This window comes from Bradyrhizobium sp. WYCCWR 13022 (assembly GCF_030435535.1).
GTDB lineage: Bacteria > Pseudomonadota > Alphaproteobacteria > Rhizobiales > Xanthobacteraceae > Bradyrhizobium.
Genome location: NZ_JAUIZJ010000013.1, coordinates 1 through 24,448 on the forward strand (window position 1 = coordinate 1; position 24,448 = coordinate 24,448).

The window sequence follows — 24,448 nt, forward strand, 5'->3', positions numbered from 1 at the left end:
TGAACGAAACGAGAATTGTGTTACCCATGTCGTCGGTTTGATCTGTTACCTATGTCGCCGGTTGCTCATGCAGCAGAGCGCGCTGCACGATCTCATTCCCACACCGGGAGCGCCCCATGCTCACCATGATCGGCAAGCGCCTGATGTTCGCGATTCCATCGCTGATCGGCGTCGTCATCGTCACCTTCCTGCTGACGCGCGCACTGCCGGGCGATCCTGCGGCGTACTTCGCCGGTCCCGCGGCGACCAAGGAAGCCGTCGAGCAGGTCCGCAAGAAGCTTGGCCTCGACAAGCCGCTGATCGAGCAGTTCTTCCGCTACACCAGCGATCTCGCCCATGGCGATTTCGGCAATTCGCTGACCACGGGACAGCCGGTTGCGACCGAGATCCGCAATCGCCTGCCGGCCTCGGCCGAACTGACGCTGCTCGGGCTGATCGTCTCCATCGTCATCGCCATTCCGCTCGGCGTGCTGGCGGCCACGCGACCAGGGTCATGGGTCGATCATCTCTGTCGCGTCACGACGACAGCAGGCGTCTCGCTGCCGGTGTTCTTCACCGGCCTGGTGCTGGTCTACGTCTTCTATTTCCAGCTCGGCTGGTCCCCTGCACCGCTCGGGCGCCTCGATGTGTTCTACAGCGCGCCGCCGACGGTCACCGGCTTCTATCTGATCGACACGCTCATCGCGCGCGATCTCGAGGCGTTCCGCTCGGCACTCAGCCAGCTCATCCTGCCCGCGACGACGCTCGCGATCTTCTCGCTGGCGCCGATCGCGCGCATGACCCGCGCCTCGATGCTGGCGGTGCTCGCTAGCGAATTCGTCCGCACCGCGCGCGCCAGCGGCCTGTCTCCGACCACCGTGATCGTCACCTACGCGTTCCGCAACGCGATGCTGCCCGTGATCACCACGCTCAGCATGGTGTTCTCGTTCCTGCTGGGGGCCAACGTGCTGGTGGAAAAAGTGTTCGCCTGGCCCGGCATCGGCTCCTACGCGGTGGAGGCATTGATCTCCTCGGACTTCGCGCCGGTGCAGGGCTTTGTCCTCACCATGGCGGTGATGTACGTGCTTTTGAATCTCGTGATCGACATTCTCTATGGCGTGATCGATCCGCGCGTGCGGTTGGAGGGCTGAACCATGAGCTCCGTTGCGCCTGCTGTTGAACCGGTCGGTCCCGCACGCACCTCGGGACTCGCTGCGATCATCGAACAGACCCGCTACGTTCTCAGCGAGAACAAGGTCACCGGCTTTGCCTTCGCATTGCTGATCCTGATCCTCGTTGCCGCGATCTTCGGCCCCTATGTCGTGCCCCATGATCCGCTCGCTTCCGACACTGCCGCGGCGCTGAAGCCGCCGTCGGCGGCGCACTGGTTCGGCACCGACCAGCTCGGCCGCGACATCTTCAGCCGTGTGGTGGTGGCGACGCGGCTCGATACCTTCATCGCGGTCGCCTCCGTCGTGCTGGTGTTCCTGATGGGCGGCCTCGCCGGTATCGCGGCCGGCTATTTCGGCGGCTGGACCGACCGCATCGTCGGCCGCATCGCCGACACCATCATGGCCTTCCCGCTGTTCGTGCTGGCGATGGGCATCGTCGCCGCGCTCGGCAACACCGTGCAGAACATCATTCTGGCCACCGCCATCGTGAATTTCCCGCTCTATGCCCGCGTGGCGCGCGCCGAGGCCAACGTGCGCCGCAATGCCGGCTTCGTGCAGGCCGCGCGGCTCTCCGGCAACGGCGAATTCCGCATTCTCCTGGTGCATATCCTGCCGAACATCATGCCGATCATGATCGTGCAGATGTCGCTGACCATGGGCTACGCCATCCTCAACGCCGCGGGCCTGTCCTTCATCGGCCTCGGCGTTCGTCCGCCGACCGCCGAATGGGGCATCATGGTCGCCGAGGGGGCGGGCTTCATGGTCTCGGGCGAATGGTGGATCGCGCTGTTCCCCGGCCTCGCGCTGATGATCGCCGTGTTCTGCTTCAACCTCCTCGGCGACGGCCTGCGCGACATCGTCGATCCGCAGCGGAGGACGTGATGGGCTGGAAAAAATTTGCCAATGATTTCAGTGGCGCCTCTACTGTGCATGGGGTTGTTTTCGACCTCTCGAGTGACGGGAGCCGCGCATGACCGCCCAGCCGCTGCTCGACGTCCAGGACCTCACCGTCGAATTCACCACCCGCCGCGGCATCGTCAAGGCCGTGCAGCACGTCAACATCTCCGTCGCCAGGGGCGAGACGCTCGCCATCGTCGGCGAGTCCGGCTCCGGCAAGTCGGTGACGTCCTACGCGGTGATGCGCATCCTCGACCGCGCCGGCAAGATTGCCGAAGGCTCGGTGATGTTCTCGGGCATCGACGTGAAGGCCGCGACCGAAGCCCAGATGCGCGATTTGCGCGGCCGCGAAGTCTCGATGATCTTCCAGAACCCGCGCGCCGCGCTGAACCCGATCCGCAAGGTGGGTGACCAGATCGAGGACGTGCTGCGCACCCATGTGCAGCAGGCCCAGGTCACGGATGGCGGCGAGAAGGCGATCGAGGCGCTGGAGCAGGTCAAGATCGCCCGCCCGCGCGAGCGCTACCACGCCTATCCGTTCGAGCTTTCAGGCGGCATGTGCCAGCGCGTCGTCATCGCGCTCGCGCTCGCCTGCAACCCGCAGCTCCTGATCGCGGACGAGCCGACCACCGGCCTCGACGTCACCACCCAGAAGGCGGTGATGGACCTGATCGTCGAGCTGACCAAGCGGCGTGCGATGTCGACCATTCTGATCACCCACGATCTGGGTTTGGCCGCCGCCTATTGCGACCGTGTCGTCGTGATGGAGAAGGGCCGTGTGGTGGAGACGGCAAAAGCCGCCGACATCTTTGCGAGCCCGCAGCACCCCTACACCAGGAAGCTGATGCGCGCGACGCCACGGCTCGGTGTGAGCTTGCGCGATCTGCTGCCGGAGGAAGAGGGTTCCGCTGTCATGGCCGGGCTTGACCCGGCCATCCATCACGTTTCGCAAGACCAGTCTCTGTCGATGGACCCCCGGGTCAAGCCCGGGGGTGACGAAAATCCAAAACCCCTCCTCCTCATCGAAAAGCTGGTCAAGGAATATCCCCGCCAGGGCGCGACCGCCACGCTCGGAAAGCTGTTCGGCCGCAAGCCGCCGGTGGAGCCCGACGTGTTCCGCGCCGTCGACGGCATCAGCTTCTCGATCGGTCACGGCGAGAGCGTCGGCCTCGTCGGCGAATCCGGCTGCGGCAAATCGACCACGTCGATGATGGTGATGCGGCTGCTCGACCAGACCTCCGGCCTGATCCGGTTCGACGGCGAGGACATCGGCGGCATCCAGCCTGCCGCGTTTGCCCGGCTGCCGCAGCGCAGCCGGATCCAGATGGTGTTCCAGGATCCGACCGACAGCCTCAACCCGCGCTTTACCGCCGCGCGCGCCATCGCCGATCCGATCATGCAATTGGGCGACATCAAGGGCCGCGACGCGCTCCGCACCCGCTGCGAGGAGCTAGCGACCATGGTCGGCCTGCCGCACAACCTGCTGGATCGCTTCCCGCACCAGCTCTCCGGCGGCCAGAAGGCCCGCGTCGGCATCGCCCGCGCCATCGCCCTGCATCCAAAGCTCGTCATCCTGGACGAGCCGACCGCGGCGCTGGACGTGTCGGTGCAGGCGGTGGTCCTGAACCTGCTTCAGGATCTCAAGGCGCGGCTGGGTATGAGCTATCTGTTCGTCTCGCATGATTTGAATGTAGTGCGCTTGTTGTGCGATCGTGTCATTGTGATGCGGACGGGGCGGATCGTCGAGGAAGGCTCTTCCGAGAAGGTCTTGAGCGATCCGCAGGACGACTACACCAAGGAGTTGCTGACGGCGATCCCGCATCCGCCGTTGCAGGTCCACTAAGTGCACTGAGATCAGCTTGAGAGAGTGATGGCCGAGCCGCTGGACGACTATATCGACGCCGTATCGAAAGCGCTGGCGCTGCCGGTCGAGGAGGCCTGGCGGCCCGCAGTGCGCGCAAATCTCGACGTCTCGCTGCGGCTTGGCCGCCTGGTCGACGAATTCGCGCTGCCGGACGAGACCGAGCCGGCGCCGATCTTCACGGCTTGACGCTGCCATGACCTCCAAGCCGGAGATGACGGCCGCGGGAATCGCAAAGGCGGTGGCCGACGGCCAAATGTCCGCTACTGCTGCCACTGAAGCTGCGCTCGCACGCATCAAGCAGCACGACGGTGTCCTCAATTCCTTCACCGACGTCACCGCCGATCGCGCGCGCGCGAAAGCACGCGCCATCGATGCCGACATTGCGGCGGGCAAGCCGGTCGGTCCGCTCGCCGGCGTGCCCTTCGCGGTGAAGAACCTGTTCGACGTCGCTGGATTGCCCACGCGTGCCGGCTCAAAGATCAACCGCGACTTGGCGCCCGCCAAGCGCGACGCGACGCTGATCGAGCGCATGGAAGCCGCCGGCGCCGTCCTGGTCGGCGCGCTCAACATGGGCGAATACGCCTACGATTTCACCGGTGAGAACATCCACGACGGTCCCTCGCGCAATCCGCATGACACCACGCGGATGAGCGGCGGCTCCTCCGGCGGTTCCGGAACCGCCGTCGGCGGCGCGCTGGTGCCGATCGCGCTCGGCTCCGACACCAACGGTTCGATCCGCGTGCCGTCGTCCTTCTGCGGCATCTTTGGCCTGAAGCCGACCTACGGCCGGCTGTCGCGCGCGCGCTCGTTCCCGTTCGTTGCGAGCCTCGATCATCTCGGCCCGTTCGCGCGCTCGGTCACGGATCTGGCGCTCGCCTATGACGCGATGCAGGGGCCAGATGCCGACGACGGCGCCTGCACGACGCGTGGGTTGGAGCCGACGCTGCCGCTGCTCGCCAATCCGATCTCGGATTTGCGTATCGCGATCGCCGGCGGTCATTTTCAGAAGAACGTGTTCCCGGAAGCCGTCGAAGCCGTCAGCCGCGTCGCCACTGCGCTGGGCGCGGCGAAGGTGGTCGATGTCCCCGAAGCCTCGCGCGCCCGCGCGGCGGCTTACGTCATCACCACCACCGAAGGTGCTTCGCTGCATCTCGATCGTCTGCGCAAGCGCCCCAACGATTTCGATCCGGCCGTGCGTGACCGGCTGATCGCGGGCGCCATGGTGCCGGCGCCGCTGGTCGACCGCGCGCAAAAATTCCGCCGCTGGTATCGCGCGCAGTTCGCCGAGATCTTCAAATCTGTCGACGTGCTGCTCGCGCCGGCAACGCCCTGCACCGCGCCGAAGCTCGGCCAGGTCAATTTCAATCTCGACGGCGTCGAGTTGCCGGTGCGCGCCAATATCGGCATCCACACCCAGCCGATCTCGTTCATCGGCCTTCCCGTGGTCGCGGTGCCCGTGCCGCTCGAACCGCTGCCGATCGGCGTGCAGATCATTTGCGCGCCCTGGCGCGAGGACATTGCGCTCCGTGTCGCATACGCATTGGAGCAGATGGGCGTCGTCGCCGCGCCAGCCCCGAGAGGATTCTGAAATGGAGATCGATCTCCCCGACGTGATCGCGGAAGTCAAAGCCGCGTTCGAACGCTATGAGCAGGCGCTCGTCACCAACGACGTCGCCGTGCTTGGCGAGTTGTTCCGCAACGATCCCCGCACGCTGCGCTATGGCATCGGCGAGAACCTCTACGGCTACGAGGCGATCTCCGGCTTCCGCGCCGGCCGCTCGCCGGTCGGTCTCAACCGCCGCACGGCCAAGACGGTGATCTCCAGCTATGGGCGCGATACGGCTGTCGCCTCCACCCTGTTCTATCGCGACACGGCTCCCGGCAAGGTCGGCCGGCAGATGCAGACCTGGATTCGCTTCCCGGAGGGCTGGCGCGTCGTCGCGGCCCATGTCAGCATCATCGACGAGTCGAAAGAGACCTGACCGTATGATGCTTGACGATTTTCCGCCCGCGACATTGCCGGCCGAGCCGGTGGTGCCCCGCGTCGACCGTGCCTCGCCGTCGGTGCAGAAGGTCACCCGCGCCGAGGAGCTGCGTCTTCAGCTTGCCGACGAGATCGTGCGTGGAGCCCTGGCGCCCGGCGCGCCTCTGGACGAGACCGACATCGCGCGCCGCTTCAGCGTCTCCCGCACGCCTGTGCGCGAGGCGCTGCGGCAACTGGTCGCGAGCGGCCTGGTCGAGGCCCGGCCCCATCGCGGCGCGGTGGTCGCGCAGCCCTCGATCGAGCGTCTCAAGAGCATGTTCGAGGCGATGGCGGAGCTGGAGGCGCTGTGCGCCGGTCTCGCCGCCGAGCGCATGTCGGCTGCCGAGCGTCACGGCCTGGAGGCCATCCATGAAGAGCTCCGCGTGCTGAGCTACGCCGGCAATCCCGATCGCTTCCACGAGGTCAACGAGCGTTTCCACAACGCGATCTATACGGGATCGCAGAACGGCTACATCGCCGAGATCACGCTGGCGACGCGCGTGCGCGTGCAGCCGTTCCGCCGCGCCCAGTTCCGCAATCTCGGCCGATTGGCAAAATCGCAAGCCGAGCACGACCGCGTCGTCGTTGCCATCATGCGCGGCGACAAGCAGGGCGCCGCCGCCGCGATGCGCGCGCATATCGAGCTGGTGCGCGGAGAGTACGAGATTTACGCGGTGTCGGTGTAGCTCGCGCCTACGCCGTCGCGGCTTCGGTCACGAACTTCCGCCAGCCACCATAGCTGGTGATATCCCGCGCCTCGCCCAGCACCTCCGGCTCGACGAGAAAGCCCTTGACGCTGCGGCCATCCGCGAGCCGGATCGTGCCAATCGCCATCGGTGCGGGTATCGCATTGACGAATTTGCCGAACGCAGACGACGACAACGACCAGATCTCCAGCTCGATCGACGTGCCCTTGCCGGCCTCTACGCGCAGCAGGCCCGGCTTCGGCGGCGTGGTCTTCAGCGCATAGAGCCTGTAGTCCGGCGCGGTCCTTGTCGCCTCGATCAACTTGCCGTTCAACGCCTTCAACTCGCCGTTCAGCGCCATGCCGGACAGATGCGCGCCGACCACGGCAACAGGGATCTCGTCGCCGCCATTCGTCGGCAGCGGCGCGAGAGGAGGCTGCGCCACCCCCTTCGCGCCAACCGTCAGCCTCGTATCCGCATGGAAGACCCGACCAATGCCAGCAAGCATCGCATCGCGCCCCGCAGGCGCCAGCAACGTGATGCCGAACGGAATCCCGTCCGCGCGCATCGATGCCGGCACGGCGAGGCCGCAGAGGTCGAGCAGGTTGACGAAATTGGTATAGGTGCCGAGCCTGCTGTTCAGTTCGATCGGATTGGCGAGCACCTGCGCAGTCGTATACGCCGTCGGCGCCGTCGGCAGCACCAGCGCGTCGATGTTTGCAAAGGTGCGCTCGGCGATCTTGCGCAGGCCCTGGAGACGATAGAGCGCGGAGAAGGTTTCCGCCGCCGTCAGCCGCGCACCGGCCGCGGTGATCTCGCGCGTCACGGGATGAATCGTATCAGGGGCCGAGGCCAACAGGTTCTTGATCACGAGGTAGCGTTCGGCGACCCAGGGACCTTCATAGAGCAGCCGCGCCGTCTCGTAGAACGGCTCCAGGTCGAACTCGACCAGATCGGCGCCGAGCGCGGTCCAGCGCTTCAGCGCATCGGCGTAAGCGGCTTCCGCTTTCTTGTCGCCGAAAAAGATCAGCTGCCCGTTGCGCGGCACGCCGAGACGTAGATTCGCCGGGAGTGGCGTGATCGCACCCAGCGGGCGGTCGCGCGAGAACGGGTCAGCCTGGTCAGGTCCAGTCATCACCGAGAGCGCAAGCGCGGCGTCGTCCACGGTCAGGGCGAACACCGAGATGCAGTCGAGCGTGCGGCAGGCCGGCACGAGTCCCGCGGTCGAGATCATGCCGAGGCTCGGCTTCAGGCCGACAATATTGTTGAGCATCGCCGGTACGCGACCCGAGCCAGCCGTGTCGGTGCCGAGTGACAGCGGCACGAGGCCCGCGCCGACCGCAACGGCCGAGCCCGAGCTCGATCCGCCGGGAATGAGATCGTGGCGGATCGAATTTTTGGGAATGCCATAGGGCGAGCGCACGCCGACGAGGCCGGTCGCGAACTGATCGAGATTGGTCTTGCCGATGATGATCGCGCCGGCCGCGCGCAGCCGTTCTACCGCAGTGGAATCGTGCGTCGGCGTGTAGGAGAAGGCCGGGCAGGCCGCCGTTGTCGGAAATCCCAGCGCATCGATGTTGTCCTTCACCGCGACCGGCACCCCATAGAGAGGCAGGCTCGCGGCATCCTTCGCGGCGAGCTTCTCGGCTTCCGCGATCGCGTCCTTCTCGTCGCGCAAGCTGATGAAGACAGCGGGATCGTCGTGGTCGCGGATGCGCTGATAGGTCCGCGCGATCGTCTGCGCTGGCGTGAGCGTGCCCGCGCGATGCGCGGCCACAATCGCGGCGATCGTTTCAGGCTGGTCAGCCCCCATGGCGATAAAACTCCGGCAACAGGTCTCACCCCGGATTGAAGCAAGCGATGTGCCATTGTGTACATTATCCGGACAGCGCGGTCGCTCCGGATATTACAGCAGGATCAGGTGTTTGGGAGCTACGCCGATGAGCGGGCGGGTGATCGCATCAACGGCCGGTTCTGGGCATTTGCCCAAATCATGTGCAGCCAGGATCAGGTGAAGTCCGCAAGAATCTGGAGCAGCCGCTCCCGGTTTGCCTTGCCGATCCTGTCCTCGACATGCCGCTCATGCTCGGCGGCGAGGCGCTTGAATTTGGCCAGCGCCGTCTCGCCCTGGGCGGTGAGGTGCAGGGCGTGCGAACGCCGGTCGGCCTTTGACTTGATCCGCTTCACCAGCCTGCGCTGCTCCAGGCTGTCGAGCAGGTGCACCAGCCGTGCGCGCTCGATGCCGAGGCGCTTTGCGACGGCCATTTGCGAAAGGCCCGGATTGGCGCCGATCACTGTCAGCACCGAATATTGCGTCGGCCTGATATCGACATCGCCGAGCGTCTTGATGAAATCCTGAAAGATCCAGATCTGGAAGCGCCGCACCGCATAGCCGGCATGGCCGACCAGCGCGTCGAGGCCGATCTCGTCCGCGTCGATCCGCCGCGCTGCACCGTTGCTTTTCTGCGGGGGCGTCTGGGCTGCACTGGCTGTCACGTGGGATCTCCTGCCGCCCAACCCTAGCGCCTTGGCGGCTTCAGCGGAAGATTGTTGTTGACGACAACAATTGTCGTGCCCAACATTATAGCCAAAGCAGCCCGGAACGAGGTTGTGACTGATCCCGGACGTGCCGGCGAGGAGGAAGCCATGACGTCAGCCCCACGCGGTGACGCTTCGAGCCTGTTCGCAGCGCCGAGAACCGTCGCCGAGCATCGCGCCGACGGCAGCATCGTGCTGCGCTCGCCGGATCCCTTGCGCGGCAGTGCGCGCTGCATCGGTGACTGGCTGGAGCATTTTGCGCGGCAAGCCCCTGGCAAGATATTCCTCGCCGAGCGCGACAGCGCCGACACGCCCTGGGCCACCGTGACTTACGCGGGTGCCCTGCAGCGGGTGCGTGCAGCGGCGTCGTGGATCCTGGCGCAGGGGCTCAGCGCTGAGCGACCCGTCGTCATTCTCTCCGATAACAGTATTGACCATGCGCTCCTTGCGCTGGCCGCCCAACATGTCGGTGTGCCCTCAGCCGCGATCTCGCCGGCCTATTCGCTGATGTCAAAGGATTTTGACAAGCTAAAGGGCATGATCGCGCTGCTCGAGCCCGGCGCGATCTATGTTTCCGCCACCAGGCCGTTTGCCGCGGCGCTGGCCGCGATCAAGCCGTTGCACAAGGCGCAGATCATCAGTGGTAATGCCGGCGACGCCGATGCGCTTGCCTTCCGCACCATCGCGGCAACGCCTGAAACTCCCGACGTCGCAAAAGCCTTTGCCGCGGTGACGCCCGACACGATCGCAAAATTCCTGTTCACGTCAGGCTCGACCGGAACGCCGAAGGCAGTCATCAACACCCAGCGCATGCTGACCTCGAGCCAGCAGGCCAAGGCGCAGACCTGGACCTTTCTTGAACAGAGTGGCGATGATCTCGTCATTCTCGATTGGCTGCCCTGGAGCCACACCTTCGGCGCCAACCACAATTTCAATCTCGTGCTGCGCAATGGCGGTTCGCTCTATATCGACGGCGGCAAGCCCGCGCCCGGTTTGTTCGCGACGTCGCTCGCCAATCTGAAGAGCGTGATGCCGACGGTCTATTTCAACGTCCCGCGCGGTTTCGACATGCTGATCGCGGCGCTGCGCAGCGACGAAGAACTGCGCCGCCGCTTCTTCGGCGAGGTGAAGTTCGCCTTCTATGCCGGCGCCGCGCTGCCGCAGAACCTCTGGGATGCGCTGGAGCAACTCTCCGTCGAGACGGTCGGCCGTGCGCTGCCGATGGTCTCGGCCTGGGGCTCGACCGAAACCTCGCCGTTGGCGACTGACTGTCACTTCCTGGCCGAACGCTCCGGCAATATCGGCGTGCCGATTCCCGGCACCGAACTGAAGCTCGTCAAGTCGGGCGACAAGCTGGAAGTGCGCGTGCGCGGCCCCAATGTCACGCCGGGTTACTGGAAAGCGCCGGAACTGACGAAGCAAGCTTTTGACGAGGAGGGCTTTTATCTCATCGGCGACGCGGTAAAGCCGGCGGACGCTGAGCGGCCCGAGTGCGGCCTGTTCTTCGATGGCCGCGTCGCGGAAGACTTCAAGCTCAATTCCGGCACCTGGGTCAGCGTCGGCACGCTGCGCGTCGCCGGCATCGCCGCGCTGGCGCCGCTCGCGCAGGACATCGTCGTTGCCGGCCATGGCGGCGACGAAGTGCGCTTCCTGGTGTTCCCGAACCTTGCCGCCTGTCGCGCGCTCGCCGGTCTGCCTGAGAACGCTGCAGTGACCGAGGTGCTGGGCCATGACAAGGTCAGGCGTGCGATTACGGAGGGCCTCGCCAGGTTGAAGGGGCAGAGCGGAAACTCCTCCGGCCACGCCACCCGTGCGCTACTGCTCGCCGATCCGCCGTCGGTCGACGGCAGCGAGATCACCGATAAAGGTTACATCAACCAGCGCGCCGTGCTGACCCGCCGCGCAGACGCGGTGGCGACTTTGAGCGACGATGCCTCCGCCGGGTGGATCGGCTGCGGTCGCTGACTTGAACCTGCGAGCAACGGCTCGTAGCCCGGACGCAGCGCAGCACGTAGTGATGTGCTGCTGAGCCGGCGCCCGGCCCGTTCACGTTGCGCTGGTCCGGTTCTGCATTGCGTTATTTCATGCCGCAACGCGCAGAGGACGCGGACCGATAGACTTGCAAAAATGAGAAATCCAAGTAATGATTATATATCATAACTAAATTAGGGAGGCCGCCCGTGAGGATTGGCTTGGGATCGACCGCCGCGCTGGCCGTTCTTCTTGGATCGACCGCGCTGGCCCGCGCCGAGGGTGAGGCCTGCTCGCCGGTGACCACCGCCTCGCTTGCCGTCTCGGGCGTCGAGATTACGGGATCAAAGACGCAGGAGGCTGCCAACGGGCTGCCCAAGCATTGCATCCTGACCGGGATTGCCAACCAGCGCACCGGTGCGGACGGAAAATCCTATGCGATCCGGTTCGAATTGCGGCTTCCTGCCGAATGGAACGGCCGCTTCCTGCACCAGGTGAACGGCGGCAATGACGGCGTCGTCGTGCCGGCTTTGGGCGACAAGCCTGACGGCTTCGCCTCCGGCGGCACGGTGCCGCTGGCGCGCGGCTTTGCCGTGCTGTCGTCGGACAGTGGGCATTCCGGCTCGGATCCCGCGAACAAGTCGCTGGGTCTGACCGCGGGGGCAGCCTTCGGCCTCGATCCGCAGGCCCGGCGCGACTACGGCTACGCCGCCGACATGACGCTGTCGCCGGTCGCCAAGACAATCATCGCGCTGCACTATGGCCGCAAGCCCGATCGTTCCTACATGGCTGGCTGCTCCAACGGCGGACGCCACGCCATGGTCGCGGCCTCGCGCATGCCCGAAAACTACGACGGTTTCCTCGTCGGCGATCCCGGCTTCGATCTGCCGCGCGCTGCTATTCAGCACGCATGGGACGTGCAGGCCTTCCTGAAGGCTGATCCGGACGTGCGCAAATCAATCACCAAAGAGGACGCGCAACTCATTGCTTCCCGCATCACGGAGGCCTGCGACGCGCTCGACGGCGTCAAGGATGGGCTGACCGCGAACCTCGCGGCGTGCCAGAAGGCGTTCGATTTCAAAAAGCTCGTTTGCGTGCCAGGTCAGACCAATGCCTGCCTGCCCGAAGCCAAGGTCGATGCGCTGAAGACGAGCCTTGCCGGACCGAAGAATTCGAAGGGTGAGCCGCTCTATTCCGACTGGCCGCTCGACGGCGGCATCGGCACCGGCAATTGGCGTGCCTGGAAGGTCGAGAGCCCGGTCGTGCCCTGGAACAACTATCCGATCATCGCCACCATGGGCGCGGCGTCGCTGAACTACATTTTCTCGACGCCGCCGGTTGCGGTCGAAGGCAGCAATGACAAGCTCGTCGACGCACTGAAGGCTTACGATTTCGACAAGGACGCCCCGAAGATCTTTGCCAAGGATGGTGCGTTTACCGAGTCGGCGATGGATTTCATGACGCCGCCCGACGTCGACGATCCCCGGCTCGCGACTCTGCAAAAGGCTGGCGGCAAGATGCTGATCTACCACGGCCAGGCCGATCCGGTGTTCTCGCTGAACGACACCATTCGCTGGTACGATCGGTTGAACAGGAACCTGCAAGGCCATGCCGACGGCGTCGTTCGCCTCTTCACGATTCCGGGCGGCACTCACTGCGGTGGCGGTGTCGCGCTCGACAAGTTCGATGCGCTGACTGCGCTGACGGATTGGGTGGAGAAGGGTAAGGCGCCCGAGCGGATTGTCGCCTCGGCCAATCCCGCCAACAAGGAAGTCCCGGCCTCGTGGAGCCCGAGCCGCACACGACCGCTGTGTCCGTATCCGTCCTATGCCGCCTATTCGGGGCAGGGCAACAGCGAGGACGCCGCGAACTTCGTCTGCAAGATGCCGTAGTCACCTGCCTTTCGGCAATCCGTGACGATGCGCACCATCGACCCCGGAATCTCGAGATTCCGGGTTCGCCTTTCGGGCGCCCCGGAATGACGGTCGAAGACTTTGCTCGATTTGGCTCGCGCTTCCTTTTGAATAAGCCACCATTGCTGACTCACCTCGCACACCTTCTTTTGTTGCCTAAGCAACTAATTTGTGCGAATCCTTCGCAGGTAGGGTGACTGCGGGATAACCGCTGCGCCCGTTCGGGGAGGAGCCATGTCTGGCAGGAACGGTGCCGCCGGCAAACGCTGGCGCATGCTCCAATGAAAGTCGGACGGATCACGCAGCGCAGCGGCTCAGCTATCGCTGCCCGTCACCGCGCCGAGATTTTCGTGCAGCCGGCGCAACAAATCGATCAGCACCTCGCGTTCGTCCCTGCTCAGACACGACAGCAGCCGCCGCTCGCGCTCGAAGGCGGCGACGATCACCTTGTCATGGGTGGCGCGACCCTTCGCCGTCAGCGAGATCGAATGAGTGCGGCCGTCATTGGGATCGGTCCGGATCGACACATGGCCGCGCTTCTCCAGGCCGGCGAGCGTGCGGCTCACCGGGCCCTTGTCGAAGCCGATGACGTGGCAGATGCGCGAGGCGGGAATGCCGGGCTCGATCGCCAGCAGCGACATGATCCGCCATTCCGTGACGTTGACGCCGAACTGCTTCTGATAGAACGCGGTCGCGCTGTTCGACAGCTTGTTGGCGATGAAGGTGATGAAGGCCGGTACGTAACGGTCGAGATCGAGCGTCGGCCCGACGTCGGCAGGCGCAGGCTTTTGGCGGGATCTGGTCGACGGCGGCATAGCGGGATTCTGTCTCGCGGCGTGGCCGATGACCTAAGGGCAAGCGCTGCCCTTTCACAAGATCAAAATGAGGGAGGACCTTCATGAGCGCATCCGGCTCGACCGCATCCGGCGTCCCGCATCTCGGCGTCGACCCTTTCGACATGGATTTCTTTGCCGACCCGTATCCCACGCATGAACTGCTGCGGGAGACCGGGCCGGTCGTCTATCTCGACAAGTGGAAGCTCTATGGCGTGGCGCGCCATGCCGAGGTCCATGCCGTGCTGAACGATCCCGCGACTTTCTGCTCCAGCCGCGGCGTCGGCCTGTCCGACTTCAAGAAGGAAAAGCCGTGGCGTCCGCCGAGCCTGATCCTCGAGGCCGATCCGCCCGAACACACCCGCACCCGCGCGGTGCTGTCAAAGGTGCTGTCGCCGACCGTGATGAAGGGGCTGCGCGATCGTTTTGCGGCTGCAGCCGAGGACCGCGTGGATGCCCTGCTGCAGATGCGCAGTTTTGACGCGATCACCGATCTCGCCGAGGCTTATCCGCTCTCGATCTTCCCGGATGCGCTCGGCCTGAAGCCCGAAGGGCGCGAGCATCTCATTCCTTATGCAAGCCTCGTGTTCAACGCCTTCGGTCCGCCGAATCAGCTCCGCCAGGCCGCGATTGCGCGCTCGGCGCCGCACCAGGCCTATGTCACCGATCAGTGCCAGCGTGACAATCTCACGCCCGGCGGCATCGGCGCCTGCATTCATGCTCATGTCGACGAGGGGGCCATCACGGCTACCGAAGCGCCGTTGCTGGTTCGCTCGCTGCTGTCGGCCGGCCTTGATACCACCGTCAACGGCATCTGCGCCGCCGTCTATTGCCTGGCGCGCTTCTCCGAGCAGTGGCAGCGCTTGCGCGCCGATCTCACGCTCGCGCGCAACGCGTTCGAGGAAGCGGTGCGCTTCGAAAGCCCGGTGCAGACCTTCTTCCGCACCACCACGCGAGAGGTCGAGCTGTCAGGCGCGACCATCGGCGAGGGCGAGAAGGTGCTGATGTTTCTCGCCGCCGCCAATCGCGATCCACGGCGCTGGGACAGGCCCGACAGTTACGACATCACCCGTCGCACGTCGGGCCATGTCGGCTACGGCTCGGGCATCCACATGTGCGTCGGCCAACTCGTGGCGCGGCTCGAAGGCGAGACGATGCTTTCGGCACTGGCTCGCCGCGTCGCCAGCATCGAAATCACCGGCGAGCCCAAGCGCCGTTTCAACAACACGCTGCGTGGGCTAGACAGCCTGCCTGTGACGATCACTGCGGCCTGACGTTACTGGCGGCGAAGGGCGCCCGCTGCACTTTCTCCCACGAGGGGGACGGAAGCAAACTATACCACCTTGCTGCTTCCCTGCGTGATCAGCCGCGCCGCGCGCTGGTCGCGGGCGTAGATCCATAGCCAGCTCAAGGCGACGCTGAGGCGGTGGCGGAGGCCGATCAGGAAGTAGATGTGGGCGATGCCCCAGATCCACCACGCGATGGTGCCGCGCAGTTTGACCTTGCCGAAATCGATGACCGCGAGCCGCTTGCCGATCTGGGCAAGGCTGCCGGCGTGCTTGTAGCGGAATGCGCCCTTGCTCTCGCCGCGCAGCCGCGCCTTGATCGTGTCGGCGACATGCTTGCCCTGCTGCTTCGCCGCCGGCGCGATGCCGGGCACCGGCTTGCCGTCCCAGGCGTTGATGTTGATGGTGTCGCCGATCGCGAAGATTTCGGGATGGCCGGGAATGGTAAGGTCGTCCTCGACCTGCACGCGTCCGGCACGGTCGGCCGGTGCGCCCAGCCATTCCGCCGCTGGCGAGGCGCGCACGCCGGCGGCCCAGATCCGGGTCTTGGCATTCAAGAGCTGACCGCCGAACACCACGCCATCACGGTTGATCTCGGTGACGGCTTGTCCGAGCACGACTTCCACGCCAATCTTTTCCAGCGAGGCTTGCGCGTAGGCCGAGAGGTCGTCGGGAAAGCCTCCAAGCACGCGTGGACCAGCCTCGATCAACACGACGCGCGCCTTGGTCGTATCGATGTTGCGGAAATCGCCGGGCAAGGTGTGATGCGCCATCTCGGCGATGGTGCCGGCGAGTTCGACCCCGGTCGGGCCGGCGCCGACGATGACAAAAGTCAGCCGCGCGGCGCGCTTGGCCGGATCGGTCTCGCGCTCGGCGCGCTCGAACGCCACCAGGATGTGACGGCGCAGCGTGGTCGCGTCTTCCAGCGTCTTCAGCCCCGGCGCCCACGCCTCCCATTCGTCATGGCCGAAATAGGCGTGACGCGCGCCGGTCGCGAGCACCAGCGTGTCGTAGGGCACCTCGCTGCCGTCGTCGATCAGCACGCATCGGCGCGCGGCGTCGACGCCGCTGACCGTCGCGAACAGCGTCGTCACCTCGCGCCGGTCGCGCATGAGATGGCGCACCGGCCAGGCGATCTCGCTGGTCGACAGCGAGGCGGTCGCGACCTGGTACAGCAGCGGCTGAAACAGATGGTGGTTGCGGCGGTCGATCAGCGTGATCTCGACCGCCGCGCCCGCGAGGCGGTAGGTCGTCTCCAGCCCGCCGAAGCCGGCTCCGACGATGACAACGCGATGGGGAGTTGCGGCCATGATGCACCCTTCGAATCTCGCTGCGTCTTTCTCTATTTAAGAGCGGATCGGGCGCCGCGGTCCAATAGCCGTCATCAATCGCGGCATAGGCCTGAAGCATCGATCAGGCGCGCAAAAGCGCCGCAGCCCCCGGACCGGCCCTGGACCGGCCTTGGTCGAAGTGAGTAGAATTATATTTCTTGCTATCCTCATTTGAGGCGAAATATGGTGCAGGAGCGGGCGCTGAGCCATTGGCGGCGTGATAGATTTTGCGTTCAATAGAGACAGACCCGGGGCGGCGATCACCCCGTTTCCGGGATCAATAATAAGGAGGGGAGTGGTTATGAGGACGGCATTCTGGCTGGCGGGCGCAGCAGCGCTGGTGCTGGCAAGCCCGGCTTTCGCCGGCGACACCATCAAGATCGGTTTCGTTTCGACTTTCAGCGGCCCGACCGCCGTGATCGGCAACGACATGCGCAACTCGTTCGAGCTCGCGCTTGATCACATGGGTCGCAAGATGGGCGGCAAGCCGGTCGAGGTGATTTACGAGGATGACGGCCAGAAGCCCGACGTCGGCAAGCAGAAGACCGAGAAGCTGGTGCAGTCCGACAAGGTCGATTTTCTTGTCGGCTACATCTGGTCGAACGTCCTGCTGGCCTCGCTCAAGACCGCGGTGGACTCGCAGACCATTCTGGTCTCGGCGAATGCAGGTCCGTCGCAGCTCGCCGGTGAGCTATGCTCGCCTTACGTGTTCTCGACTTCCTGGCAGAACGACCAGACGCCCGCCGCCATGGGCCTCTACATGAACCAGAAGGGCGTCAAGAGCGTGTTCCTGATCGGACCGAACTACGCGGCCGGCAAGGACATGCTTGCGGGCGTGAAGAGTACGTTCAAGGGTGAGGTCAAGGGCGAGGAATATACGGTCTGGCCGAGCCAGCTCGATTTCTCCGCAGAACTCTCGAAGGCGCGCGCCTCGGGCGCGGAGTCGATCTTCGTGTTCTATCCCGGTGCGGCCGGCGTGCAGTTCCTCAATCAATACGCGCAAGCCGGCCTGAAGAGCACGATGCCGCTCTACACGGCGTTCACCGTCGACGAGTTGTCGCTGCCGCTGCAGAAGGAGAACGCGCTTGGCGTTCCCGGCGCGCAGGAATGGGTCAACGACCTGCCTAACGAGCAGAACAAGCGCTTCGTCGCCGATTACCGCAAGAAGTACACCGGCCTGCGCCCGACCTACTACGGCGCCCAAGCCTATGACGCCGCCCAACTCATCAACAGCGCGGTCGTCGCGGTGAAGGGCGACACCAGCAAGAAGGACGCGATGAAGGCCGAGATGGAGAAGGCCAACTTCAAGTCGCTGCGCGGTCCCTTCAAATACGGCAACAACCACATCCCGGTGCAGAACTTCTATCTCCAGGACGTGGTCAAGGACGGCGAAGGCCAGCTCTCGCTGAAGACGGTTGCGACCATCGTGGAGAACGACCAGGATCGTTTCCACGACAAGTGCCCGATGAAGTGAGCTGAGCTCTTTCCTTCGTCATTGCGAGCGAAGCGAAGCAATCCAGAATCCCCCTGCGGAACGACCCTGGATTGCTTCGTCGCTTTGCTCCTCGCAATGACTGCGTGCATAGAGTTTACACCCGCGGCATGCTCGGAGGGCGCACTTCGCGGGCTTGCGCGGCAAGCCTGATCCCGGCATTGGCCGCGCCAAAGCCCTGATAGCTCCTCCGCTCGACGATCTCGAAGAAGAAGCGCTCATCGAAGATATGGGTGTAGACCTGGAAGAACTCGCCGTCGCCCTCGCGGTCGTAGAGAATGTGGTTGGCGCGGAGCTTTGCCATGACATCGGGCGCGAGCTCGTATTTGGCTTCGATGTCGTCGTAGTAATTGTCGGGAATGTCGAGGAAGCCGGCTCCGCGCGCACGCATCGCGGCGACGGTGGCGAAAATGTCCTCGCACGCGAAGGCGACGTGCTGCACGCCTGAGCCGAAAAACTCCGAGATGAAACGCGCCGGCAGCGTGCGGTTGGCGGAGGAGCCGTTGACGACGAAGCGCAGGCTCTGGTCGCCGTTGATGAGAGCCTGGCTCTGCACGAGGCCCCTGGGATCGGCGATCTCCATCTGCGGCAGCCGCTTGAGGTCGAGGATCCCGGTGTAGAACAGCAGCCAGGACAGCATCTCGTCATAGGGCATGGACTGCGCGATGTGGTCGACGGCGAGCAGCGCATCCGTGCCTGCGTCGCTTGCAACCGGTGCGAAATCCGTATCCCAGTTCTTGCCGGCCTGGTCGAGGAAATACAGAAGGCTGCCGCCGACGCCGTGGATCGCGGGGATTTCCAGCTCGCCCGGTCCGACCGGTTGATAGAAGGTGCGCGCCTTCAGCGTCTCCGCGCGCTGCATGGCAAGGCCGGCGTTGTCGACATCGAGCGCGATGGCGCAGACGCCGGGGCCGTGCGTCACGTAGTGCGAATGCGCAAAGCCGTCGGTCTCGGAGTTGATCACGAGCTCGACCTTGCCCTGCGACCAGCGTTCCACCGCCTTGCTGCGGTGCTTGCCGGTCTTGCGGAAGCCGAGCTGCGAAAACAGCTGAGCGAGCTCGCCGGCCTTGGTCTCGTTGACGGCGAATTCGATGAAGCCGGTGCCGCTGCTCCTGGGCTTCGGTGCCAGGGGCTCGCCCACGAGCTTTGGCCAGTCCGGGGCAAGGTGGTCCTGCAACAGGATCAGCGAGCGCAGGCCGTCGACCGCGGTCTGCGCCGCGGAGCCCGCGCGGAACTGATCGTTGAAGATCTCCAGCGACCACGGCCCGGAATAGCCGGTCGCCGCGATCGCCTGCATGAACTCGCCGACCGGCAGATCGCCCTGCCCGGGGAACGAACGGAAGTGCCGACTCCACGACAAGATGTCGAGCTCGAGCTTCGGCGCGTCGGCAAGCTGCACCAGGAAGATCTTGTCGCCGGGGATCGAGGCCATCGCGCGAACCGGGAAGCCCGGCGCCAGCGCGTGAAAAGAGTCGAGGATGACGCCGATTGCGGGATGATCGGCACGTCGCACGATCTCCCAGGCGTCGCGATAGTCGTTGACGTGGCGTCCCCAGGCCAGCGCCTCGTAGCCGACGCGCAAGCCGCGCTTGGCGGCGCGGTCGCCGAGCTCGCGAAAATCGTCGGCGGCGCGGTCGATGCCGCCGAGCGAAGCTGGCGACACGTTGGAGCAGATCAGCAACAGATCGGTGCCGAGCTCCTGCATCAGGTCGAACTTGCGCTCGGCACGGGCAAAATTGCGCGCGCGCTGCGGCTCCGGCATGCCCTCGAAATCGCGGAACGGCTGGAACGCACAGATCTCGAGGTTGAGGTCCTTGCAGAGCTTGGCGATGTCGCGCGGGCCTGAACCGAACGACAACAGGTCGTTCTCGAAAATCTCGACCGCCTCGAAGCCGGCGGACGCGATGGCGCGCAGCTTCTCGTCCAGCGCGCCTGAGAGGGAAACGGTTGCGATCGAGCGCTTGTTCATGCGGCCTGCTCCATGATGTGGCCCGGCGATATTTTTTGGCCCGTGCGCGCCGCCTCGCTGACGGCTTCGACGACCGCGAGCGTGCCCATGGCGTCTTCCACTGAGATCAGGGGTTGTTCCCGGCCCGCGATCACGGCGCAGAAGTGCCGGAGCTGCTCGGCCAGCGGATCGAATGTCACAGGCGCGATCGTCTCGCGCGACAGCTGCGCATACCAGCCAGGCTGCCGCCTGTAGGACCACAACTCCATGTTGGGCACCGATAGCGAGCCCGCGGTGCCGGAGAAGATGTAACAGGGCTGATCCTGCTTGGGATACGCAGCATTCTCGCCCGAGGCGAGCTCCCAGCTCCACGGCGCGGGCGTTGCGTCCGACACTGTCACCGTGCCCAGCGCGCCATTGGCGAAGCGCAGCAGCAAGGCGGCGGTGTCCTCGACGGCGAAGCCGCGAACCTTGTTCGAGGTCAGCGCCTGCACCTCGGTGATCTCGCCGCAGACGAAGCGGAAATTGTCGATGTCGTGGATGAGGTTGATGAGGAGGGGGCCGCCGCCGTGCTCGCGCCGCCACGCCACGTCGAAATAATCGTCGGGCTTTTTCAGCAGCCACAATCCGACCACGGCGGTGAGCTGGCCGAGCTTGCCGGTCGCCACCGCCTCGCGCGCGGTCTTGATGATGGGATTGTGCCGGCGGTGATGGCCGACCAGCATCGGCACGCCCGTCCGTTTGATCGCCGTGCACAGGCGTTGCGCGGTCGCGACGGTGTCAGTCACCGGTTTCTCGATCAGCGCGGGCACGCCGGCTTGTGCGCAGTCGAGCGCCATCTCGAAATGCAGCGCGTTCGGTGAAGCGATGATCAGACCATCGGGCTTCTCGTCCGCCAGGAGCGCGCGGTGGTCCGCATGCCAGGGCGTGCCGCGCGCCAGCGCAAATTCACTCGCGGCGGGGGAGGGGTCGGCGATGCCCGCGACCACGCAATCGGGCGACGCGTCGATCAGTTCGACATGGCGGCGGCCGATCAGGCCGGCGCCGGCAACGGCGATGCGCATTTTCGCGCTCATGCCGCGCTCTCCTCCATGGCGCCGCCGAGGAAGAGCTGGCCGATCCTGGGGTCGTTGAGGATGCGCTCCGCCTTGTCGACCATGCGGGTCTGGCCGAGCTCGAGCACGATGCCGATGTCGGAGATCTCCAGCGCCGAGCGCGCATTCTGCTCGATCATCAGGATGGTGACGCCGCGGTCGCGCAGGGACTTGAGGATGTCGAAGGTCTGCTGCACCATCAATGGCGAAAGGCCGATCGAGGGCTCGTCGATCAGAACGAGCTTGGGCTCGAGCAGCAGCGATCGCGCGATCTCGAGTTGCTTCTGCTCGCCGCCCGAGAGCGTCGAGGCCTGCTGCGTCGATTTGCGACGCAGTGCGGGGAAGAGGTCGAGCGCTGCTTCGATCCGTGTCGGCAGGTCGATGCCCTTGCCGGCGGCGACACCGCCGAGCTCGATATTGCTGCGAACCGAAAGCTCGGGGAAGATGTTGCGGCCCTGCGGCACGTAGCAGATGCCGGCATTGAGCAGCGCGCGCTGGCTCAAACCGGTGACGTCGCGGCCGGCAAAACTGATCTTGCCGTCGCGCAGCTTGAGCAGGCCGAAGATCGCCTTGAACACGGTGGATTTTCCGGCGCCGTTGGGGCCGATGATCGTGGTGATGGTCGCCGGCGGCACCGAGAAATTGGTGCCGTTCAGGATCGTCATCTTGCCGTAGCCACCGACGAGATTGTGAACCGAGAGGATCGGGTCGCTCATGGTCGCTTTCCCTAATGTCCGAGATAGGCTTCGATCACGGCAGGGTTCTTGCGCACTTCGTCCGGCCGTCCCATGGCCAGAACCTTGCCTTCCGCCATCACCATCACACGCGAGCACAGCGACATCACGAACTCCATGTTGTGCTCGATCACGACGAAGGTGGCGTTCTTCTCGCGGTTGATCGCGACCAGCCGCTCCTTCAGGTCCGCCAGCATCGTCGGGTTGACCCCGCCGGCGGGCTCGTCGAGCAGCACGAGACGCGGCCCGCCCATGAACGCCATGGCGGCGTCGAGCAACTTCTGCTGGCCGTAGGAGAGGCCGCCGGCAGGTTCGGCCGCGAGATGGTCGAGCTTGAAGAAGCCGATCATCTGGTTGGCGGCCTCGGTCAGTCCGGCATCGGAGCGGCCGACCAGGCGCGAGGCCATGTTGCCCTGATGCTCCTGGCCCGCGAGGATCAGGTTTTCCCGTACCGAGAGTTTTGGGAACACTTGCAAGAGCTGGAAGGTGCGGCTGACGCCGAGCTTGTTGAGCTCGGAGGGGCGGAGGCCCGTGACGAGCTTGCCGTCGAGCTTGACCTCCCCGCCCGATGGCGTGAGCTGGCCGAGGATGCAGTTGAACAGGGTCGACTTGCCGCAGCCGTTCGGGCCGATCAGGCCGAGGATCTCGCCCTCGCGCACGTCGAAGGAGACGCCGTCGACCGCGGTGATGCCGCCGAAGCTCTTCTTGATATTGGTGACTTCGAGCACCGCACTCATTGCGCCGTCTCCAGGCGGGACTTGGCGACGGCACGCAGCGCTGAGGCTGCCTTGGTGCGTCGCGCGGCCATATAGCGTTCGAGGATGCCCAGGATGCCCGTCGGCGACCAGATCAGAAGTCCCATGACCGCGATGGCGTAGAGCATCAGATAATAGCCTTCGGTGAAGCGCAGCCATTCCGGCAGCAGCACTGCAATCATCGCGCCCAGGAAGGGACCGAAATAGAAGCCGGCGCCGCCGACGATCACCATCATCAGGAGATCGAGCGAGAGCGACAGGTTGAAGGGAACGGGATCGATATATTGCGTCAGCGGCGCATAGAGCGCGCCCGCGACGCCGCCGAGCGCCGATCCGATTGCAAACGCCATCAGCGTATAGCGGCGGGTGTCGATGCCGAGCGATTGCGCGCGCAGCGGATTTTCGCGCAGCGCCATGAAGGCGCGGCCCCAAGGCGAACGGATCAGCCACCACACGGCAACCGAGACGATCGCGAGTGAGCCGAGGCAGACATAATAGAACGGCAGGGGCTTGTTGGTCGCGACGCCGAAAATATGCGGCCGCGGAATGTTGGAGATGCCGTAGATGCCACCGGTGAGCCAGCTCTCGTTGCGGAACACGAGGAAGGCGAGCGTGGAGAAGGCAAGGGTGACGAAGGCGAGGTAGTGGTGCTGCACGCGCAGCGCGGGATAGCCGAGGATCCAGCCGACCGCGAAGGCGAGCACGATCGCCGCCACGATGGCGGCCGGCAGCGGCCAGCCGTGAGTGGTCATGATCGCTGAAGCATAGGCGCCGATGCCGACGAAGGCGCCCTGCGCCAGCGAGACCTGGCCGGCATAGCCGAGCGTGAGATTGAGGCCCATCGCCGCGATGGTCATCACCGCCCACTGGCTGAGAATGAACAGGCCGTAGCGGTTGAAGTTGATGGGAATGACGATCAGGCCGGCGACGACGATGAGGCCGAGCGCGATCTTCAGGGGTTTGGCAAAGCCGCTCATACCGTGCGCTCCTCGGCGCGGCCGAGCAGTCCTTGCGGCCGGAACAGGATCACGGCGATCAGGAAGATCATCGGCACGGCGGCGCGGTATTGCGTCGAGACGTAGGCGGCCGCGAGGTTGTCGAGCACGCCGATCAACAGGCCGCCGGCGATCGCGCCGCGCACCTGGTTGAAGCCGCCGACGATCGCCGCGATGAAGGCGGCCTGGCCGAGCACTTCGCCGGAGGAGAATTTCGCCAGATAGATCGGCGTGATCAGCAGCGAGGCCAGCGCGACCAGGAAGGCGTTGATCAGGAAGGTCAGCAGGATCATGCGCTCGACCGGCACACCGATGATGCGCGCGACCGTCGGGTTCTGCGCCGCTGCCTGCATCTGGTGGCCGAGCGAAGTGCGGTTCAGCAGCGTGGTCAGGCCGAACACGGCAACGATCGCGACGACGAGCACGCCGATGCTTTGCAGCGAGACGGCGTGGCCGAGCACGGAGATGTCGCTGGTTGGTACGATCGACGGGAAGGGCGAAGCCTCTGCGCTGAAGAATTGCTTTACGGCTTCCTTGATCCCGATCGCGAGCGCCATGGTCGCGATTGCCAGCGGCAGCACGCCGTGGCGCATCATCGGGTCGACCAGAAGCATCTTGAAGGCGAGGCCCAGCAGGATCATCGACAAGAGGGTACCGAGGATGATCGCGAGCCAGAACGGCGCGCCGACATGCATTGCCGCCAGCATCAGGAACGCCGGAAGCATCACAAACTCGCCTTGCGCGAAATTGATGGTCTGCGAGGTCTGCCACAGCAGCGTGAAGCCGACCGCGACCAGCGCGTAGATCGCGCCGGTGGCCAGTCCAGCGACCAGAAGATCGAACAGATTGGACATTTTCCCCTCTCGCGTCGCTCTTTCGTCTCCCTCTCCCAGTCTTACGGAAGAGGGCGGGTGAGGGGCTCTGTCCGCGAGCCCAT

Annotated in this window: 21 protein-coding genes; 11 read left to right on the plus strand and 10 right to left on the minus strand. The window is 65.0% G+C overall.

The genetic code is table 11. From position 1 onward, the window contains the following. The first annotated feature begins 116 nt into the window (after nucleotides 1–116). The 7 genes from QY049_RS20110 to QY049_RS20140 all read left to right on the plus strand — a co-directional run bounded on the left by QY049_RS20110 (nucleotide 117) and on the right by QY049_RS20140 (nucleotide 6,621). Entirely contained in the window at nucleotides 117–1,130 is a 1,014-nt protein-coding gene (locus QY049_RS20110; RefSeq protein WP_258764241.1) for an ABC transporter permease, read from the plus strand. 3 nt (nucleotides 1,131–1,133) lie between these two features. Beyond that, nucleotides 1,134–2,033: an ABC transporter permease gene (locus QY049_RS20115; protein WP_194478453.1), complete on the plus strand. Its 900-nt coding sequence runs from the start codon at nucleotides 1,134–1,136 to the stop codon at nucleotides 2,031–2,033. Nucleotides 2,034–2,121: 88 nt separating this feature from the next. Continuing rightward, entirely contained in the window at nucleotides 2,122–3,891 is a 1,770-nt protein-coding gene (locus tag QY049_RS20120; protein ID WP_258764239.1) for an ABC transporter ATP-binding protein, read from the plus strand. Between the two features lie 27 nt (nucleotides 3,892–3,918). After that, the gene (locus tag QY049_RS20125) at nucleotides 3,919–4,098 is read left to right on the plus strand and encodes a DUF4089 domain-containing protein (protein ID WP_194464956.1); all 180 of its coding nucleotides are present in this window, start codon (nucleotides 3,919–3,921) and stop codon (nucleotides 4,096–4,098) included. 7 nt (nucleotides 4,099–4,105) lie between these two features. After that, nucleotides 4,106–5,500 (plus strand): AtzE family amidohydrolase, encoded by a 1,395-nt coding sequence (locus QY049_RS20130; RefSeq protein WP_258764238.1) that lies wholly within the window; start codon nucleotides 4,106–4,108, stop codon nucleotides 5,498–5,500. Nucleotide 5,501: 1 nt separating this feature from the next. Then, entirely contained in the window at nucleotides 5,502–5,894 is a 393-nt protein-coding gene (gene hpxZ / locus QY049_RS20135; RefSeq protein ID WP_194478450.1) for an oxalurate catabolism protein HpxZ, read from the plus strand. A 4-nt stretch (nucleotides 5,895–5,898) separates the two neighbouring features. Then, nucleotides 5,899–6,621, plus strand: coding sequence for a GntR family transcriptional regulator (locus QY049_RS20140; RefSeq protein WP_258764237.1), 723 nt, complete (start codon nucleotides 5,899–5,901; stop codon nucleotides 6,619–6,621). Nucleotides 6,622–6,628: 7 nt separating this feature from the next. On the opposite strand, the gene atzF is transcribed toward QY049_RS20140, so the two are convergent. Beyond that, the gene (gene atzF / locus QY049_RS20145; RefSeq protein WP_258764236.1) at nucleotides 6,629–8,434 is read right to left on the minus strand and encodes an allophanate hydrolase; all 1,806 of its coding nucleotides are present in this window, start codon (nucleotides 8,432–8,434) and stop codon (nucleotides 6,629–6,631) included. A 194-nt stretch (nucleotides 8,435–8,628) separates the two neighbouring features. Further along, the gene (locus QY049_RS20150) at nucleotides 8,629–9,117 is read right to left on the minus strand and encodes a MarR family winged helix-turn-helix transcriptional regulator (protein ID WP_258764235.1); all 489 of its coding nucleotides are present in this window, start codon (nucleotides 9,115–9,117) and stop codon (nucleotides 8,629–8,631) included. Nucleotides 9,118–9,267: 150 nt separating this feature from the next. On the opposite strand from QY049_RS20150, the gene QY049_RS20155 reads away from it, so the two are divergent. Both QY049_RS20155 and QY049_RS20160 read left to right on the plus strand, forming a co-directional pair. Further along, nucleotides 9,268–11,124 carry a feruloyl-CoA synthase gene (locus QY049_RS20155; RefSeq protein ID WP_258764234.1) on the plus strand — a complete coding sequence of 619 codons (1,857 nt, stop codon included), beginning with the start codon at nucleotides 9,268–9,270 and terminating at the stop codon, nucleotides 11,122–11,124. Nucleotides 11,125–11,339: 215 nt separating this feature from the next. After that, complete coding sequence (locus tag QY049_RS20160) at nucleotides 11,340–13,022, plus strand: tannase/feruloyl esterase family alpha/beta hydrolase (RefSeq protein ID WP_258764233.1); 1,683 nt, start codon at nucleotides 11,340–11,342, stop codon at nucleotides 13,020–13,022. A gap of 335 nt (nucleotides 13,023–13,357) precedes the next feature. Here the strand turns inward: QY049_RS20160 and QY049_RS20165 are convergent, their stop codons facing one another. Continuing rightward, entirely contained in the window at nucleotides 13,358–13,858 is a 501-nt protein-coding gene (locus QY049_RS20165) for a MarR family winged helix-turn-helix transcriptional regulator (RefSeq protein WP_194478444.1), read from the minus strand. 83 nt (nucleotides 13,859–13,941) lie between these two features. On the opposite strand from QY049_RS20165, the gene QY049_RS20170 reads away from it, so the two are divergent. After that, nucleotides 13,942–15,150: a cytochrome P450 gene (locus QY049_RS20170; protein ID WP_258764232.1), complete on the plus strand. Its 1,209-nt coding sequence runs from the start codon at nucleotides 13,942–13,944 to the stop codon at nucleotides 15,148–15,150. A gap of 59 nt (nucleotides 15,151–15,209) precedes the next feature. Here the strand turns inward: QY049_RS20170 and QY049_RS20175 are convergent, their stop codons facing one another. Then, nucleotides 15,210–16,472, minus strand: coding sequence for an NAD(P)/FAD-dependent oxidoreductase (locus tag QY049_RS20175; protein ID WP_194478442.1), 1,263 nt, complete (start codon nucleotides 16,470–16,472; stop codon nucleotides 15,210–15,212). Nucleotides 16,473–16,794: 322 nt separating this feature from the next. On the opposite strand from QY049_RS20175, the gene QY049_RS20180 reads away from it, so the two are divergent. Beyond that, nucleotides 16,795–17,967 carry an ABC transporter substrate-binding protein gene (locus QY049_RS20180; RefSeq protein ID WP_194478441.1) on the plus strand — a complete coding sequence of 391 codons (1,173 nt, stop codon included), beginning with the start codon at nucleotides 16,795–16,797 and terminating at the stop codon, nucleotides 17,965–17,967. Nucleotides 17,968–18,082: 115 nt separating this feature from the next. On the opposite strand, the gene QY049_RS20185 is transcribed toward QY049_RS20180, so the two are convergent. The 6 genes from QY049_RS20185 to QY049_RS20210 are packed head-to-tail and all read right to left on the minus strand — an operon-like array spanning nucleotide 18,083 to nucleotide 24,365. Beyond that, on the minus strand, nucleotides 18,083–19,954 hold the full coding sequence (locus QY049_RS20185) for a bifunctional sugar phosphate isomerase/epimerase/4-hydroxyphenylpyruvate dioxygenase family protein (RefSeq protein WP_194478440.1): 1,872 nt from the start codon (nucleotides 19,952–19,954) through the stop codon (nucleotides 18,083–18,085). After that, nucleotides 19,951–21,009 (minus strand): Gfo/Idh/MocA family protein, encoded by a 1,059-nt coding sequence (locus QY049_RS20190; RefSeq protein ID WP_258764231.1) that lies wholly within the window; start codon nucleotides 21,007–21,009, stop codon nucleotides 19,951–19,953. Before QY049_RS20190 ends, QY049_RS20185 begins: the two co-directional genes overlap by 4 nt. Then, complete coding sequence (locus tag QY049_RS20195) at nucleotides 21,006–21,743, minus strand: ABC transporter ATP-binding protein (protein WP_194478438.1); 738 nt, start codon at nucleotides 21,741–21,743, stop codon at nucleotides 21,006–21,008. Before QY049_RS20195 ends, QY049_RS20190 begins: the two co-directional genes overlap by 4 nt. 11 nt (nucleotides 21,744–21,754) lie before the next feature. Then, complete coding sequence (locus QY049_RS20200; protein WP_194478437.1) at nucleotides 21,755–22,498, minus strand: ABC transporter ATP-binding protein; 744 nt, start codon at nucleotides 22,496–22,498, stop codon at nucleotides 21,755–21,757. Next, on the minus strand, nucleotides 22,495–23,493 hold the full coding sequence (locus tag QY049_RS20205) for a branched-chain amino acid ABC transporter permease (RefSeq protein ID WP_258764230.1): 999 nt from the start codon (nucleotides 23,491–23,493) through the stop codon (nucleotides 22,495–22,497). The genes QY049_RS20200 and QY049_RS20205 overlap by 4 nt, the downstream gene beginning before the upstream one ends. After that, entirely contained in the window at nucleotides 23,490–24,365 is an 876-nt protein-coding gene (locus QY049_RS20210; RefSeq protein WP_194478435.1) for a branched-chain amino acid ABC transporter permease, read from the minus strand. The genes QY049_RS20205 and QY049_RS20210 overlap by 4 nt, the downstream gene beginning before the upstream one ends. Nucleotides 24,366–24,448: the final 83 nt, after the last annotated feature.

What these genes read in the sequence shown, in the direction of transcription:
- QY049_RS20210 (WP_194478435.1), bottom strand. Translation starts at nt 24,365, where the DNA reads ATGTCCAATCTGTTCGATCTTCTGGTCGCTGGACTGGCCACCGGCGCG.
- hpxZ (WP_194478450.1), top strand. Translation starts at nt 5,502, where the DNA reads ATGGAGATCGATCTCCCCGACGTGATCGCGGAAGTCAAAGCCGCGTTC.
- QY049_RS20180 (WP_194478441.1), top strand. Translation starts at nt 16,795, where the DNA reads ATGAGGACGGCATTCTGGCTGGCGGGCGCAGCAGCGCTGGTGCTGGCA.
- atzF (WP_258764236.1), bottom strand. Translation starts at nt 8,434, where the DNA reads ATGGGGGCTGACCAGCCTGAAACGATCGCCGCGATTGTGGCCGCGCAT.
- QY049_RS20120 (WP_258764239.1), top strand. Translation starts at nt 2,122, where the DNA reads ATGACCGCCCAGCCGCTGCTCGACGTCCAGGACCTCACCGTCGAATTC.
- QY049_RS20185 (WP_194478440.1), bottom strand. Translation starts at nt 19,954, where the DNA reads ATGAACAAGCGCTCGATCGCAACCGTTTCCCTCTCAGGCGCGCTGGAC.
- QY049_RS20115 (WP_194478453.1), top strand. Translation starts at nt 1,134, where the DNA reads ATGAGCTCCGTTGCGCCTGCTGTTGAACCGGTCGGTCCCGCACGCACC.
- QY049_RS20165 (WP_194478444.1), bottom strand. Translation starts at nt 13,858, where the DNA reads ATGCCGCCGTCGACCAGATCCCGCCAAAAGCCTGCGCCTGCCGACGTC.
- QY049_RS20155 (WP_258764234.1), top strand. Translation starts at nt 9,268, where the DNA reads ATGACGTCAGCCCCACGCGGTGACGCTTCGAGCCTGTTCGCAGCGCCG.
- QY049_RS20125 (WP_194464956.1), top strand. Translation starts at nt 3,919, where the DNA reads ATGGCCGAGCCGCTGGACGACTATATCGACGCCGTATCGAAAGCGCTG.
- QY049_RS20170 (WP_258764232.1), top strand. Translation starts at nt 13,942, where the DNA reads ATGAGCGCATCCGGCTCGACCGCATCCGGCGTCCCGCATCTCGGCGTC.
- QY049_RS20140 (WP_258764237.1), top strand. Translation starts at nt 5,899, where the DNA reads ATGATGCTTGACGATTTTCCGCCCGCGACATTGCCGGCCGAGCCGGTG.
- QY049_RS20200 (WP_194478437.1), bottom strand. Translation starts at nt 22,498, where the DNA reads ATGAGTGCGGTGCTCGAAGTCACCAATATCAAGAAGAGCTTCGGCGGC.
- QY049_RS20195 (WP_194478438.1), bottom strand. Translation starts at nt 21,743, where the DNA reads ATGAGCGACCCGATCCTCTCGGTTCACAATCTCGTCGGTGGCTACGGC.
- QY049_RS20205 (WP_258764230.1), bottom strand. Translation starts at nt 23,493, where the DNA reads ATGAGCGGCTTTGCCAAACCCCTGAAGATCGCGCTCGGCCTCATCGTC.
- QY049_RS20175 (WP_194478442.1), bottom strand. Translation starts at nt 16,472, where the DNA reads ATGGCCGCAACTCCCCATCGCGTTGTCATCGTCGGAGCCGGCTTCGGC.
- QY049_RS20190 (WP_258764231.1), bottom strand. Translation starts at nt 21,009, where the DNA reads ATGAGCGCGAAAATGCGCATCGCCGTTGCCGGCGCCGGCCTGATCGGC.
- QY049_RS20110 (WP_258764241.1), top strand. Translation starts at nt 117, where the DNA reads ATGCTCACCATGATCGGCAAGCGCCTGATGTTCGCGATTCCATCGCTG.
- QY049_RS20130 (WP_258764238.1), top strand. Translation starts at nt 4,106, where the DNA reads ATGACCTCCAAGCCGGAGATGACGGCCGCGGGAATCGCAAAGGCGGTG.